The sequence below is a fragment of the Hoeflea sp. genome (assembly GCF_039975035.1).
Classification (GTDB): domain Bacteria; phylum Pseudomonadota; class Alphaproteobacteria; order Rhizobiales; family Rhizobiaceae; genus Hoeflea.
Genome location: NZ_JBDWHW010000020.1, coordinates 1 through 13785 on the forward strand (window position 1 = coordinate 1; position 13785 = coordinate 13785).

Annotated in this window: 15 protein-coding genes; 8 read left to right on the forward strand and 7 right to left on the reverse strand. The window is 57.2% G+C overall.

Annotated features, from left to right (window positions below; all coding sequences use genetic code 11):
• Together ABJN75_RS01550 and ABJN75_RS01555 are read right to left on the reverse strand one after the other, a co-directional pair.
• Nucleotides 1-459, reverse strand: a 459-nt coding sequence (locus ABJN75_RS01550; RefSeq protein ID WP_348436183.1) for a DUF1419 domain-containing protein, incomplete at its 3' end; no start/stop codon positions are given.
• Between the two features lie 201 nt (nucleotides 460-660).
• Complete coding sequence (locus ABJN75_RS01555; protein WP_348436185.1) at nucleotides 661-1554, reverse strand: DUF3991 and toprim domain-containing protein; 894 nt, start codon at nucleotides 1552-1554, stop codon at nucleotides 661-663.
• A gap of 547 nt (nucleotides 1555-2101) precedes the next feature.
• Between ABJN75_RS01555 and ABJN75_RS01560 the strand changes: the two genes are divergently transcribed.
• The 8 genes from ABJN75_RS01560 to ABJN75_RS01595 all read left to right on the forward strand — a co-directional run bounded on the left by ABJN75_RS01560 (nucleotide 2102) and on the right by ABJN75_RS01595 (nucleotide 9237).
• Nucleotides 2102-2356, forward strand: a complete 255-nt coding sequence (locus tag ABJN75_RS01560; protein WP_348436187.1) for a DUF2933 domain-containing protein — start codon at nucleotides 2102-2104, stop codon at nucleotides 2354-2356.
• Complete coding sequence (locus ABJN75_RS01565; protein WP_348436189.1) at nucleotides 2353-3018, forward strand: isoprenylcysteine carboxylmethyltransferase family protein; 666 nt, start codon at nucleotides 2353-2355, stop codon at nucleotides 3016-3018. Before ABJN75_RS01560 ends, ABJN75_RS01565 begins: the two co-directional genes overlap by 4 nt.
• A gap of 4 nt (nucleotides 3019-3022) precedes the next feature.
• Nucleotides 3023-4468 (forward strand): YfcC family protein, encoded by a 1446-nt coding sequence (locus ABJN75_RS01570; RefSeq protein ID WP_348436191.1) that lies wholly within the window; start codon nucleotides 3023-3025, stop codon nucleotides 4466-4468.
• A 19-nt stretch (nucleotides 4469-4487) separates the two neighbouring features.
• Entirely contained in the window at nucleotides 4488-5717 is a 1230-nt protein-coding gene (locus ABJN75_RS01575; protein WP_348436193.1) for an arginine deiminase, read from the forward strand.
• A 20-nt stretch (nucleotides 5718-5737) separates the two neighbouring features.
• The gene (locus ABJN75_RS01580; RefSeq protein ID WP_348436195.1) at nucleotides 5738-6739 is read left to right on the forward strand and encodes an ornithine carbamoyltransferase; all 1002 of its coding nucleotides are present in this window, start codon (nucleotides 5738-5740) and stop codon (nucleotides 6737-6739) included.
• A gap of 2 nt (nucleotides 6740-6741) precedes the next feature.
• Nucleotides 6742-7647 carry a carbamate kinase gene (arcC, locus tag ABJN75_RS01585; protein ID WP_348436197.1) on the forward strand — a complete coding sequence of 302 codons (906 nt, stop codon included), beginning with the start codon at nucleotides 6742-6744 and terminating at the stop codon, nucleotides 7645-7647.
• A gap of 141 nt (nucleotides 7648-7788) precedes the next feature.
• Complete coding sequence (locus ABJN75_RS01590; RefSeq protein ID WP_348436199.1) at nucleotides 7789-8478, forward strand: CBS domain-containing protein; 690 nt, start codon at nucleotides 7789-7791, stop codon at nucleotides 8476-8478.
• A gap of 72 nt (nucleotides 8479-8550) precedes the next feature.
• A complete protein-coding gene (locus tag ABJN75_RS01595; protein ID WP_348436201.1) occupies nucleotides 8551-9237 on the forward strand; it encodes a DUF6629 family protein in 687 nt (228 codons plus the stop codon).
• Nucleotides 9238-9468: 231 nt separating this feature from the next.
• On the opposite strand, the gene ABJN75_RS01600 is transcribed toward ABJN75_RS01595, so the two are convergent.
• From ABJN75_RS01600 to ABJN75_RS01620, 5 genes are all read right to left on the reverse strand, one after another.
• On the reverse strand, nucleotides 9469-10539 hold the full coding sequence (locus ABJN75_RS01600; RefSeq protein ID WP_348436202.1) for a type II glyceraldehyde-3-phosphate dehydrogenase: 1071 nt from the start codon (nucleotides 10537-10539) through the stop codon (nucleotides 9469-9471).
• Nucleotides 10540-10774: 235 nt separating this feature from the next.
• Entirely contained in the window at nucleotides 10775-12079 is a 1305-nt protein-coding gene (locus ABJN75_RS01605; RefSeq protein ID WP_348436204.1) for a multicopper oxidase family protein, read from the reverse strand.
• A 199-nt stretch (nucleotides 12080-12278) separates the two neighbouring features.
• Complete coding sequence (locus ABJN75_RS01610) at nucleotides 12279-12563, reverse strand: copper-binding protein (RefSeq protein ID WP_348436206.1); 285 nt, start codon at nucleotides 12561-12563, stop codon at nucleotides 12279-12281.
• Nucleotides 12564-12602: 39 nt separating this feature from the next.
• Nucleotides 12603-13088, reverse strand: a complete 486-nt coding sequence (locus ABJN75_RS01615; RefSeq protein WP_342870898.1) for a cupredoxin family protein — start codon at nucleotides 13086-13088, stop codon at nucleotides 12603-12605.
• 34 nt (nucleotides 13089-13122) lie between these two features.
• Nucleotides 13123-13785 (reverse strand): multicopper oxidase domain-containing protein (locus tag ABJN75_RS01620; protein WP_348436209.1); only part of this gene is annotated, 663 nt, incomplete at its 5' end.

Consider the following 13785-nt stretch of genomic DNA (forward strand, 5'->3'; position numbering starts at 1 on the left):
CTCGGGCCGGAAGGCCTCGCCGGCATAGCCTCGATAGTCGTCCTGCGTGGCACTCCAGATGTGCTCGATCCGTTCTTCGCGGGTCATCGCCTTGACCGGCCAGCGTTCGCGCTCGACAATCGCGTCGCGCATCTCGTACGGCGAGCGTGGATCTGCAAGATCGCAATAGGCGTGAAAGAACCGCGTCACTCTATTGATGCTGAGCGTGTAGAAGACGCTGGTGATGCTGCCGGTCAGGAATTCGCGCATGGCGAACATCTCGCCGCGCATCCACAACGGGGGCAGGATTTCGAGCATGTAGTCGTGTTCGGGGCGGGCGATTTCGAACCATTCGCCGGTATAAAGCGCGCTGCCGTCGGACCGCCAGCGATTGGGCCGCTGGGCGTGCCGATCGAAGAGACGGAACATCTGGTGGCGGTCGGTGACGCCAAAATAGATCTTGCGGATGGGAGAGGTCATGGCGGGCTCCTTCGAGGCCTGTCACGGGCTGGAGCGCGGCGCACCCTTTCGGCATCACCGTCTTCTTCAGCCCTTCCGGACCCCTTCCCGCGGCCGCCTCCCCGTCCGGCCGGGTCAAGGGCCGGCGTCAGCCGGGCGAAGCGTCACCCTTGAGGCGGATGGCGGGCATGCGGCAGCCCTCTTCCTCCTCTCTCTTCTTTCTCATCCTTCCTTTGTTAGACTGGCGTTCCAATCATCGGAGTGCGGCCTGAGCCGCTGCCAGTTGCAGCCTTCCTCCTCAGTGAGGACCCGCAGGCGTTCGGCAAATGTCTCGCCCTGGCTGTTGGCGTCGGTGGCCGCGACCAGCAGGACATCGGAGCGAGCGGCAAGCCCACGTAGCGCAGCCTCGGTCGATGGCGACCAGCCGCCACCGGTGCTGAGATAGAGCGTTCCGGGCGACAGGCGTTCGATCGCGGCAAGGCTCATGGCGTCGATCGCCGCCTCGGTCACGCAAAGCCGCTGCGCATCGGCGGGCCCGAACCGGAAGAGGACCTTGGCGCCGCCGGTCGCGAAACCGCGCCACTCCGGACCCCGTTCCTCCCAGCCGGTGATGCGACCGGCCTCGTCGATATGACCAGCCCACATGCTGCCTCTCGGGCCTTCGCGAAGGATATCCAGCGCGATGGCTTGCCTTAGAACCGGTTCGGGTATGCCGCGCTGGTCGCGCAGATAGCGCCATGTTGCCGACCCACGCCACGGCTTGCGGCGGTTCTGCCAGAGTTCCGCGACCGTCTGGTCCGGCGCCCGCTCCTTCGCATGACGGGTCCAGGCGGGCACGGACGGCGTGAAGCCGATGAGATCGGCGACGACATAGAGGGCGGCGGCAAACGGGAGTCCGTCGAGATGTTCAACAAGGCGGAACACGTCACCCTTGGCGTCCGACAGAGGATCGAACCAGCCCTTGCCGTCATGAATGACGATGATAATGTCGTCGCTGCGGCGGTACTTGACCGCGTTTCGAGTGCTCTCCTTCAGATCGACGGCAAAGCCGGCGGTTTCCAGCACGGCCCCGCAGGCAACTTTTCCCCTCAGCTCTTCAAGTTCAGCTTTTTCCATTCACTCTCCGCGTCTCGTGCGGTCCTCTGTTCAGGTTTCCGTGCCCTCAGTTTTGGGGGCGGGACCCGGAGGCCGCGAAGAGCAAGGCAGGACAAGGGCGCGGCTGGCAAGCTGGCATTTGTGCCGGGATCGTCAGATACAGCCAGGCGCGGCGCCAGCTTCCCTTGCCGGCCGACGTACGCAAGCGGCATGGAGGTTGGCAGCCCTCCTCCTCCATTTCGCGTCATGCCGATGATCTGTTCTTCGGTGAACCGTGATCGCTTCATTGCCTGACTCCTTTCTTTAGGTACCGGCTACCCTAAGGATGAGAACATCTCAGAGAACAGGTCACCGTCACCGCGTGGCTTTGCCTGTCGGACTATCTGTAAGGTTCGGCTGCTGTCGGCGTCTATCTGATACAGGAACCGTTGAATCGGATTTGTTGTGCCACGCAAATGGAGAAATTGAGGATGAATTTCAGTGCTAGTAGTTGGTCATCTTGCCCGCACGGGAGTACGGATTTCGAACATGAACAGAGCGCATCCTCTGTATGGGGAGGTAATTTGGGATGACCGACCCTGACCATTCAAAGCACAAACCAGCGCCGGCGCCAAGCTTCTGGAAGTCACGCGTTGGCGCCACATTGATCGTATTTCTGGCGATCGCGGCAGTACTGCTCGGTTTTGAACACCGCCTCCATATCTTTACGGGTAATGGCCTGATTGTCGCCTTGTTGCTTGGCTCTATCGTGATGCACTTCTTCATGCATGGTGGCCACGGGGGAGGCGGGCATGGCGGCAAGCACGGTGGCGATAAGTCATGAGCGATGTCTCCTCCTCATACGGTCTATGGTTCTTTGCCTTCCTCAACGCTGCCATATTCATCATTTTTGCCTTCAGCTTCTTCAAGCCGCAGACCACCCGCGACTGGCGCAGCTTTGGTGCGTTCAGCGCCTTCCTGGTGGCGTTGTTCTCCGAAATGTATGGCTTCCCTCTGACCATTTATTTGCTGTCGGGCTGGTTGCAGACCAGCTATCCTGGCGTCGACTGGTTCTCGCACGATGCAGGACATCTGCCAGAGATGATGTTCGGCTGGCAGGCAAATCCGCATTTCGGACCGTTCCATTTTCTCAGTTTTGTGCTGATCGGCGGCGGCTTCTGGCTGATTTCCGCCGCATGGCCAGTACTGTATGCCGCTCAGCGCAAAGGCGAACTCGCCACGACTGGGCTTTATGCCCGCATGCGCCATCCACAATATGCGGGCTTTGTCTTGGTCTTGACCGGATTCTTGGTGCAGTGGCCGACGCTCCTGACACTGGCGATGTATCCCTTCTTGATCTGGATGTACGCCCGCCTGGCCCGCACGGAGGAGCAGGAAACCCGCGAGCGGTTTGGCACGGTCTTCGAGGACTATGCCCGGCGCGTCCCGGCCTTTTTTCCGGCGTTACGGTCGGGCCCGAGCAAACGCATTGATCACAAAGGATAGAGAAATGGCAACCGAACCAGCCAAAACAGAACCACTGGATAAAAGTCACGAGACACGGTTCCCGACCGCCTATACGATTTTGTTTCTGTTGATCATTTTGATGGCTGCTCTGACCTGGATCATTCCGGCGGGCAAATATGACCGCCTGATGAACGATGCCGTGGGGCGTGAAGTCGCCGTGGCAGGAACCTACAAAACTGTCGAGGCCAATCCTCAAGGCTTCTTTGATGTCCTGCTCGCCCCGACGGCAGGGTTCTACAACCCGGACAGCTATGCCGCCAACGCCATCGATGTGGCGCTATTCGTTTTGTTTCTGGGTGGCTTTCTGGGAGTCGTTAACGCCACCGGATCAATTGATGTCGGGATCAGGGCTGCAATGCGAAAAATGACAGGGCGCGAGGTCTGGATGATCCCGATCCTGATGTCGCTCTTTGCCCTTGGCGGCACCACTTATGGCATGGCCGAGGAAACGCTGGCCTTCTATGCGCTGTTGATCCCGGTAATGATGGTTGCAGGGTTCGACGCGCTGACCGGGGTTTCGATCATCCTGATTGGCGCAGGGATAGGCACGCTGGGTTCCACGATCAATCCCTTCGCCACCGTGATCGCGTCAAACGCGGCGGGTGTGGCATTTACAGATGGTCTGGTTGTGCGCTTGGTATTGCTGCTCGGCGGGCTTGCGATCTGTGTGGCCTACGTCATGCGCTACGCGATGCGGGTGAAGGCTGATCCGGCCCGTTCTGTCGTTGCAGCCCAGGCCGACGGTAACAAACAGGCCTTTCTGTCCGGCGGTAATGAGACCGAGGCGGACCGGCTCAGCGGCACGCAATCGGTGATCCTGATCCTGTTCGCGGCGACTTTTGTAGCGTTGATCTGGGGGGTTTCCTCGCAAGGCTGGTGGATGGCGCAGATGGGTGCGCTATTCCTGGGCATGGCCATTCTAATTGGGCTGATTGCGCGGATGGGCGAGAAGCGCCTGACCGCGAACTTTGTCGATGGCGCACGCGACCTTCTGGGTGTGGCACTGATCATCGGTCTAGCCCGCGGCATCGTCGTTATAATGGAACAGGGCCTGATTGCCGACACGATTTTGAACAGCGCGGCGCAAACCGTAGGTGGGTTGCCGGAACTGGCCTTCATCAACCTGATGTTCTGGATCGAGGTCGCGATGAGCTTTCTGGTCCCATCCTCGTCGGGCCTCGCAGTTCTGTCGATGCCGATCATGGCACCGCTTGCAGACTTCGCCGGAGTTTCCCGCGATCTGGTGGTCACCGCCTATCAATCGGCCAGCGGCCTGGTGAACCTGATCACGCCGACGTCGGCCGTGGTCATCGGCGGGCTGGCTATCGGACGCGTTCCTTATGACCGCTGGATTGTTTTTGTGTGGCCGCTTCTGCTGATCCTGACGATCTTTATCTCGGCTGTGCTCAGCATCGCCGCAATCCTATGATATAATTGGAGTTTTCGACATGACAACCCACGCTCTTGGCGTTCATTCCGAAACCGGCAGGTTGCGGCAGGTTATTGTCTGCCGCCCCGGCCTTGCGCATCGCCGTTTGACGCCTTCGAATGCACAATCGCTGCTGTTTGACGATGTCTTCTGGGTCAAGCAGGCGCAGAAGGACCACGATGTCTTCTCAACAACAATGCGCAGCGAAGGCATCGAGGTTCTGGATGTGAACGTCTTGCTTGCCGAGGTTCTGGATATTCCGGAAGCTCGGGCCTGGGTGCTGGACCACCGGATCAGCACTAATGATGTTGGCACCGGGATGCTAGACGAACTTCGGGCCTGGATGAACGAGTTGCCGGGCTCAAAGCTGGCCGAGCATCTAATCGGCGGGCTTGAAGTTGGCGACCTGCCGTTTGAACCGTCCGGTCTGTTCGGCAGCTATTTGGGGGCGCACGGCTTCATTTTGCCACCGCTACCCAACTTTCTGTTTACCCGCGACAACAGCGCCTGGATCTATGGCGGCGTGTCTTTGAACCCAATGTTTTGGCCCGCGCGCAAGCCCGAAACATTGCTGACCGCCGCAGTCTACCGATTCCACCCTAAATTTGCAGACAAGACCACAGTGCATTGGGGCAATCCGACGGTGGATCACGGGCTTGCCACCGTCGAAGGCGGCGACGTGATGCCGGTGGGCAATGGAACTGTGCTGATCGGCATGGGCGAGCGATCCTCGCCACAGGGCATCGGCCTTTTGGCCACGGCGCTGTTTGCCAAAGGCGTAGCAGAGCGTGTGATTGCCTGTCAGTTGCCAAAGAGCCGCTCGGCCATGCATCTGGACACTGTGTTCACGCTTTGCGGCGGCGATGTGGTGACAAGTTTCAAAGAGGTCGCCGACGAAATAACCTGTTTCGATCTGCGTCCAGCCGAGGGCAAGGCGCCGCTTCAATTCCGACGTGACAACCGGCCCCTGTTCGAGGTGGTTGCGGAGGTTTTGCATCTGCCGAAACTGACAGTTGTTCCCACCGGCGGCCATGACCAGGCCGAGCGGTCACGCGAACAGTGGAACGACGGCAATAATGTGCTGGCGCTGCGGCCAGGCGTCGTCGTCGGCTATGACCGCAACGACGATACCAATGCAGCGTTGAAGGCCGCCGGGATCGAGGTTCTGGCGATCCCCGGCGCCGAACTTGGTCGTGGCCGGGGCGGCAGCCATTGCATGAGCTGCCCTACCATCCGCGATGCCGAATGACCACGTGAAAGGATTACACAATGAGCTTTAACCTCAAGAACCGCAGTTTCCTGACTTTGCGTAATTTCAGCCCCGCCGAGATCGGGTTTCTGCTGAAACTTTCTGCCGATCTGAAATCCGCTAAATACACAGGCACCGAACAGCCGGGGCTGAAGGGCAAGGAGATTGCGCTAATCTTCGAAAAGGACAGCACCCGAACCCGCGTCGGGTTCGAAGTGGCGGCGCACGATCAGGGTGCGACCGTCACCTATCTCGGACCATCGGGCAGCCATATCGGCCACAAGGAGAGCGTCAAGGACACCGCCCGCGTGCTGGGCCGGGTCTATGATGCCATCGAATATCGAGGTTTCGGTCAGCAGATCGTCGAGCAGCTGGCCGAGTTTTCAGGTGTACCGGTTTACAATGGCCTTACGGACGAATTTCACCCAACGCAGATCCTGGCTGATTTTCTGACCATGTCGGAACACAGTGACAAGCCGATGCGCGAAATATCCTACGCGTTTCTGGGTGACGCAAAGAACAACATGGGCGACAGTCTGCTTATTGGTGGGGCCAAGATGGGTATGGATGTGCGGCTTTGTGCGCCCAAGGCCTGCTGGCCCACAAAAGAGATCCAAGCGGAAGCGCAGGCTATTGCCTCTGAGACCGGCGCTCGGATCACACTCACCGATGATGTGGACAAGGCCGTCCAGGGCGTCGATTTTGTCTATACCGATGTCTGGCTGTCCATGGGCGAGGCCAAGGAAAAATGGGCCGAGCGGATTGAGTTGCTGATGCCCTATCAGGTCAACGCCGACGTGATGCAGAAGACCGGCAATCCGCGCGCCAAATTCATGCATTGCCTGCCTGCGTTCCACAACACCGAAACCGCTGTCGGCAAGGACATCGAGGCAAAATTCGGCATCTCTGCGATGGAGGTGACGGACGAAGTGTTTGAGAGCTCCGCATCGATTGTCTTTGACCAGGCTGAGAACCGGATGCACACGATTAAGGCCGTTCTTGTCGCCACATTGGGGAGCTAGAGATGCTGGTTGTCGCAGCTTTGGGGGGCAATGCCCTTTTACGCCGGGGCGAGCCGTTGACTGCGGACATGCAGCGTACCAATGTGGCAACCGCCGCTGTGGCGCTGGCCGGTATCGTGCGCGCCGGACACCGGTTGGTCATCACCCATGGCAACGGCCCGCAGGTTGGATTGCTGGCTTTGCAGGGTGCGGCCTACAAGCCCGACGAAGCCTATCCACTGGACGTTCTGGGGGCAGAAACTGCTGGGATGATCGGCTATCTGATCGAACAGGAACTGGAAAACGCTCTGAATCATGACAGGCCAGTGGCAACTTTGTTGACGCAGGTGATCGTGGATGGCGATGACCCGGCTTTTGGCAAACCAACCAAGTTTGTGGGGCCGGTATACGAACAGATGCAGGCTGAGGCGTTGGCAAAGGCCGGCGGTTGGGCAATTGCGCCAGACGGTGATCGGTGGCGGCGCGTCGTTGCTTCACCCAAGCCACTCGAAATCCCGGATACGCGAGTCATCCAGCTTCTATTGGAGGCAGGCGTCATTGTCATCTGCACCGGCGGCGGCGGCATCCCGGTGCTGCGTCGGGCCGACGGAAGCCTGATGGGCGTCGAGGCAGTGGTAGACAAGGATGCGTCCAGTGCTCTTCTTGCAACATCGCTTGGTGCAGATGCCCTATTGCTCTTGACCGATGTCGATGCGGTATACCGCGACTTCGGCACGGATACCGCACGCGCTATTCCGGTTGTTACACCGGATGAAGCGCGACTTCTCGATGCACCGGCTGGGTCCATGGCGCCCAAACTCTCGGCCGCGGCCGGTTTTGTTACAGGCAAAAAAATCGCCGCCATTGGACGATTGCAAGACGCAGTCCAATTGCTCAACGGAGGTGCGGGAACACGAATTGCCCTATGACGCTATGGCCCTCCGCATGATGCAATCCAGCTGCGAACAGGCAGACTTCATGCGAGATGACACCAATATTACAACACGGAAACGCCGCCCATACAGGCGGGATGTAGGCGATAGTGACCGCAGCATGAAAAGGAAGACGATATGCAAGCGCATGATATTATGACAAACAAAGTAATTACTGCCGAGCGAGATACGTCCGTGGAACAGATCGCTACCCTGATGATGAAGCATCACATCAGTGCAGTTCCCATCGTTGAAAAAGGTAGGGTCGTAGGGCTGGTCAGTGAAGGTGATCTGATGCGAAGGGTAGAAGGTGCCGTCGAAAAACACAGATCCTGGTGGCTATCCGTTTTTGCCAACCCGGACTTGGAGGCATCTGAATATGTTGCCCTTCATGGTCGCCGTGCCAAAGATATTATGACCACAAATGTAGTGACCATACCTTCCGATATGCCGGTCGGAGAGATCTCGAGACTACTGGAGAAAAAGCATTTTAAGCGGGTTCCAGTCTTGGATGATGGTAAACTGGTCGGTATCGTAAGTCGGGCAAACCTGTTGCACGCGATGGCAGCAGTACCGGTGATCAGACTTGAGTCCAGTTCTGATGATCAGGAAAAACGCGATATAATATTGGGCGCGCTAGCCGAAGCGCCGAGGCTGAGCATTGCCCAACTGAATGTGGTGGTCGAAGGTGGACGTGTAGATGTTTGGGGTGTTGCCGCATCCGACGCCGAAGAGGCCGCAGTCAGAGTTGCTTTGGCGAACATCGAGGGTTTAGGTCAAGTTTCGGTCAATATTGGGCGGCTTCCCAATTATGCTTGGGGCATTTAAGCACGCTGATTTGAGATCGCCGGCTTGCACCGGCTTTAGTCGGGTAACAATTTCACTCAGAAAGGCCATTTGATGTGTCTGTCCGCTCCGGTAAGCTTTGCCGCCAGCGTCTTTCTTGTCGGGGGAGGCACAGCAATTTCCGTCGTCGCCTGGCGCCGCAATAAACGATATTTTCCGATCGCCTTGATGCCGCTTTTTGCCGGATTGCAGCAGTTTATGGAGGGAAGCGTTTGGTTGGGCATGACTGGAGACGATCCGTTCACAGTCCTATGGGGCGCGATGGGGTTCATCTTTTTCACATGGTTCATGTGGCCGGTCTGGATTCCCTTTTCAGTCTATGCTCTGGAACCGAACGATAGCCCCCGCAAGCGCATGTTTCTAATCATGTCTCTGATCGGGCTGGGCTTTGGCCTCTTGCTCTATATCCCCCACGGGCTGAACAGCAGCATGGTCGTGGTCGAAATCAACAACCAGTCCCTAGCCTATGAAAAGTCGATGTGGCTCGACTTCATGATGCCGCGCTGGCTGACCAACATGATCTACGTGACCCTGATCATTTTGCCACCAGCTCTGTCGTACTACAAGCATGTGCGCCACTTTGCGCTGACACTGATAGCTGTTGTTGTTGTCGATTTCGCGTTCCTGCAATTCGCATACATCTCGTTCTTCTGCCTTCTGGCAGGATTGGCAACACTGCATCTTGTCTACATTATCCTAACCAACAAATGCGCGCGCGAATGTCCGGAGCTCTTTGGATGAGTTTGAACCTGGACGTCGCCGCTACAAAATTCTGGCGGCTTTCTTCGACCAATGCATATTCAAAATTGGCAAGTCTTCGACAAAAAACCGTCAGTTCCTGCATCGCAAGTCAAAGCATGGCTTGAAAATGTCACCCCACTGACTCAAGCATTGGGTAGAGGGCGTCCAAAGCGCTGTAGCAATCCAAACAACGCGGTGTTCCCGGCGAAAATACCGAGGCCACTGCCATCGCTACAGGTGTGCATTTCCTCCCGCACCGCGCCCTGTCAGAGATATGCCGATTCCCAAGGCTTTGTTGGTTTTTTCAATCGATGCCGACGCGTTTTTCTCCATTCCCGTAAGCGCACGGATGGCGTCAATCGTTTCGGGAATGACAATCGCCTGATTGTCAACCATATACGCATAGAACAGCTCATTGCCCTGCACCGTGAGCATGTCCTCCCACAACGCCACTTCATAGAGGTCACCATGCGGCCGTCCAAGGTCGGCCATCCACTCCTTGACGGCGTTGAGTGCAGAAAGGCCGGAATCCATTCGGATAAGCGCGATGCGCGAGGAGGTCCTGAAGGCGTCTAGGATGTCGTCCTTGCCGACCGGCCTGGTGAGTTCGACCGACCAGTAGTGTAGATGGCCCAAGGTCTCAGGCACCTTGACCGCCATGGTCACAACGTCAAGCTCCGGATCGACGCTTTGCGCGTCCGGCCCTTGGTGACTTGGTATGTTTGGCTCGGGCACCAGAGTGTTCATGATGCCGCCCAAATGGCTTTCCCAGGGATCGGTCGCGCGGCGCAGGAGTGTGCCGCGCGCCTTGCGGAGCAACCCTGCCTGCTTGAGGGCGGTGAGCGTGCGCACCATCGAGGTTGTATTGCACGAGACCACGCGTGTGGCATCGCGCCCTACCGCGCTGGCAAAATTGGCTTCCGCCACGAAAGAATGCCCCGTTACCTCGTGCTTTTCGCCACCCTGAAGGATGAACTTGACGCCTTGCCGCCGATAGGTCGTGATATTTTGCGCCGCGATTTTCTTGGGTGTACAATCAACTATGATATCCGATACCGCCAGGAGGTCGTCAAGTCCGCCCCGGATGGCCAGTCCAGCCGTGCGCATGGCCGCCGCGCTGTCGGGAGTGGCACCGAACAGGCGATAGCCCCGTTCTGCGGCTATATGCAGGCGCCAGTCGGTGGTGACATCGCACACACCCGCCAATATCATGTCATCCTGACGCGTCACAGCTTCGGCAACCCGTTTGCCGATGACCCCATATCCATTGACGGCGACACGTGTTTTGGTTGATGTGGCCATGATGTTTCTCCGTTGGGTTCTAGTTGTGGTCTAAATACGCGGCTATCCGCACATTTGGATAGCGGTCAAAACTACAGACGCTCGCGTTGTTGCCCCATTACAACCAAGAACGACAGGACCTAGTTCGTTGTTGAAGCGGATCTTCGTCCATCTCGCCAACGTGTGATTGAACCAGCGGCAAGCGAAGAAGACAAAGACCAACGGCACTGCCTTCTCCGAAACGGCGGATTTCGGATCAGGTTACCTGAAACCAAGTGTTCATGCCGGCCGCCGCATGTTCGAGCATATGACAATGGAACAGCCATTTGCCGGGATTGTCTGCCACGAATGCTATCTCGGTCGTCTGATCTGGCCCGATCAGAAACGTATCCCGCCATGGTTTGCCCTCATCGACATCAGATCCGGATCTGTCGAGAATCTGGAAATGATGACCATGGACATGCATGGCATGAACCCAGGCGGTCCGGTTTACGGTTTCAATAAGAATGGTTTCGCCCCGACGGGCCTCGAAAAACGGTTCCTCGGCGAGATTGGCCACTCCGTTAAAGGCCCAGGCCTGTCTTGCGGTGCGGAAATCATCTCCCTGAAGCTTTTTTCCCTTGTAGATGATGTCAATCATGCCTCCCATCGCACCGCCTGTCATTTGCAGGCGGATGCGTCGGGCCTTGGCGAGGTCAGCTGAGGGCAGAACATTGGGCTGCAGCTTTATGTCGGATCTCGACGCTTCCGTGGTCTCAGAATCACTGACCGAGAATCCCGCGATAGGGTAAGGCGTGTCCCCCGAGACTTCCTCAATGGTGAAATCGCTTTTGGCCACGACCATCAAATCCACGCGCTGGGCTGGCCCCAGCATGAGTGGCGCATAATCAAGCTTGGCAGGCTCGGTGAATGATTGGCCATCAAAGCCGATGAGGGTTGCGCCGAAACGGTTTGGATCAATTTCGAAGACACGTGCATTGGCCGCATTGATGAGCCGGAGGCGATAGGTCTGGCCGCGGACAATGTCAGTCACCGGACGGCTCTGGCCGTTCGCGGTCAGCCAGTTGCCCAGACGCCCACCATGCGCCCATTCCATCATCGATCCAAGGCTCGCAACGTCCAGCACACCTTCGCCCGCCAGCCGCCAATCATCAAGAACAAGCGTAATGTCGGTTGAACGCTCGAAAACGGGCTCAACCTCATCAACAATAAGTGGTCCATAAAGGCCGCGCGCGACCTGGTTCCAGCTTTTGTTATGGGCGTGGTACCAGAAGGTGCCTGCATCGGGCGCAACAAAGTCATACAAAAATGAATCGCCGGGCTCGACCGGTTTCTGGGTGAGCCCGGAAACGCCATCCATGGAATTCTCAATTCGAATGCCGTGCCAGTGGACAGATGTCGGTTCCTCAAGCTTGTTGGTAAAGCGAACCTGGACACGCTCGCCCTTTTTCACCCGGATTTCTGGCCCGGGTGCGTAACCGTTGTAGGTCCAAAGCTCCGATGAAGGCGCATCGGGCAGGTAAAGCCGCTGCCTGGATGGTCCGGCAACGAGATCAAACATATCATCTTCAGACTCCGCGAGTGACAGGCTCGGCAGTTGAGAGGTCAAAACACCGCAAGAGAAACCGGCGAGCAGGCGACGACGGGAGATTTTCATGTGAGATCATTTATCCCAATTGACCGAACATGGTTGTGAACAGCGCGACCGCAGATAAGGAGTTGCGGGAAGCGCCAACTCCCCGCAACTTGTTTATTGGCCGTTATTTCAGCTCAACGACGGTCAGTTTGCCCTTCACCCGGTCGGCAACGAATTCGATTGCGTCGCCTTCCTTGATTTTCTCCAGCATGGCCGGGTCGGCGGTGCGAAACACCATGGTCATGGCAGGCATATCGAGATTGGTCAGTTCCTCATGAATGATGGTGACCTTGCCGGCCTTCATGTCGACCTTCTTGACGGTGCCTTTGGTGTATTCGGTTGCAAAAGCTGCAGCGCTGCCGGTAACGGCAATCATGGCAGCAATCATGAGTGTTGTGAGTTTTCGCATTTGTTTTACCTTTGTTTGTGTCGGAAACGGTTCGTTGGATCAGTGGCCGGCGACGGTGATGTCGCCCTTCATTCCAGATTCATAGTGACCAGGAATCAGACAGGCGAACTCAAAGGGACCTGCATTCGAGAATGTCCAGATCACTTCGCCATCCATGCCTGAGTCGAGACGTACTGAATTGGGATCGTCATGTTCCATCTCGGGCATCTTCGACATCGCAGCTTTGTGCGTCATCACATTTTCATGATTGTCGAGAACAAACTCATGCTCGAGTTCACCCTTGTTCATCACGGTGAAACGGATTGTCTCGCCCTTCTCAACCTTGATTTCTTTGGGTTCGAACAGCATCTCACCGTCGTCGGTTTCCTTCATGACCACTTCGATTGTCCGCCCGACCTCGGATGCTTTGCCGGGCTGACCGACAGCCATCTGGCTGTCGTCATGTCCACCACCATGGGTTCCTGCCGCAAATGCGGTTGTGCCGAGTAGGAGGAGCGAAAGTGCACTGCTTGTAACAAATTTCATTGTGTTTCCTTCAGGTTGGTTGGTGAGCTTGTGCTTAGGTTTTGCCGCTATGCGGCTTTAGGGTGATCGATGTTGATGCGTCTGCGGCCTTGGCGAACTCCGGCAATTCGCCGGTCCACTCATAGGCCTGGGTTCCGGGAGGGTTTTCGTACCAGCCGGGATCACTGTAATCGCCGGCAGAAATGCCTTCGCGGACCTTGACGACGGAGAACATGCCGCCCATTTCCAAGGGTCCGTAAGGCCCCCATCCGGCCATCATCGGAATGGTATTAGCGGGCAACTCCATCGACATTTCTGCCATATCAGCCATGCCGTTCGTACCCATCGGCATGTATTCGGGCTGCACCATCCGGATCTTCTTGGTGACCTTGGACTTGTCGACACCGATGAAGGTCGGCACATCGTGCCCCATGGCGTTCATCGTATGGTGAGACTTGTGGCAGTGTATTGCCCAGTCACCCAGATGCTTGGCGTCAAATTCATAAGCCCGCATTGCCCCGACCGGAATATCAACCGACACTTCCGGCCAGCGCGCTTCAGGCCGCACCCATCCACCATCCGTGCAGGTTACCTCGAAATCATAGCCGTGCATGTGGATCGGGTGGTTCGTCATGGTCAGGTTGCCGACGCGCACCCTTACGCGATCATTTTTCGACACAACCAGCGGATCGATATCGGGGAATATGCGGCTGTTCCA

Excerpts from the sequence above, each read along its gene's own strand:
- ABJN75_RS01595 (WP_348436201.1), top strand. The coding sequence starts at position 8,551 with ATGTGTCTGTCCGCTCCGGTAAGCTTTGCCGCCAGCGTCTTTCTTGTC.
- arcC (WP_348436197.1), top strand. The coding sequence starts at position 6,742 with ATGCTGGTTGTCGCAGCTTTGGGGGGCAATGCCCTTTTACGCCGGGGC.
- ABJN75_RS01590 (WP_348436199.1), top strand. The coding sequence starts at position 7,789 with ATGCAAGCGCATGATATTATGACAAACAAAGTAATTACTGCCGAGCGA.
- ABJN75_RS01605 (WP_348436204.1), bottom strand. The coding sequence starts at position 12,079 with ATGTTTGATCTCGTTGCCGGACCATCCAGGCAGCGGCTTTACCTGCCC.
- ABJN75_RS01555 (WP_348436185.1), bottom strand. The coding sequence starts at position 1,554 with ATGGAAAAAGCTGAACTTGAAGAGCTGAGGGGAAAAGTTGCCTGCGGG.
- ABJN75_RS01610 (WP_348436206.1), bottom strand. The coding sequence starts at position 12,563 with ATGCGAAAACTCACAACACTCATGATTGCTGCCATGATTGCCGTTACC.
- ABJN75_RS01570 (WP_348436191.1), top strand. The coding sequence starts at position 3,023 with ATGGCAACCGAACCAGCCAAAACAGAACCACTGGATAAAAGTCACGAG.
- ABJN75_RS01565 (WP_348436189.1), top strand. The coding sequence starts at position 2,353 with ATGAGCGATGTCTCCTCCTCATACGGTCTATGGTTCTTTGCCTTCCTC.
- ABJN75_RS01580 (WP_348436195.1), top strand. The coding sequence starts at position 5,738 with ATGAGCTTTAACCTCAAGAACCGCAGTTTCCTGACTTTGCGTAATTTC.
- ABJN75_RS01560 (WP_348436187.1), top strand. The coding sequence starts at position 2,102 with ATGACCGACCCTGACCATTCAAAGCACAAACCAGCGCCGGCGCCAAGC.
- ABJN75_RS01600 (WP_348436202.1), bottom strand. The coding sequence starts at position 10,539 with ATGGCCACATCAACCAAAACACGTGTCGCCGTCAATGGATATGGGGTC.
- ABJN75_RS01615 (WP_342870898.1), bottom strand. The coding sequence starts at position 13,088 with ATGAAATTTGTTACAAGCAGTGCACTTTCGCTCCTCCTACTCGGCACA.
- ABJN75_RS01575 (WP_348436193.1), top strand. The coding sequence starts at position 4,488 with ATGACAACCCACGCTCTTGGCGTTCATTCCGAAACCGGCAGGTTGCGG.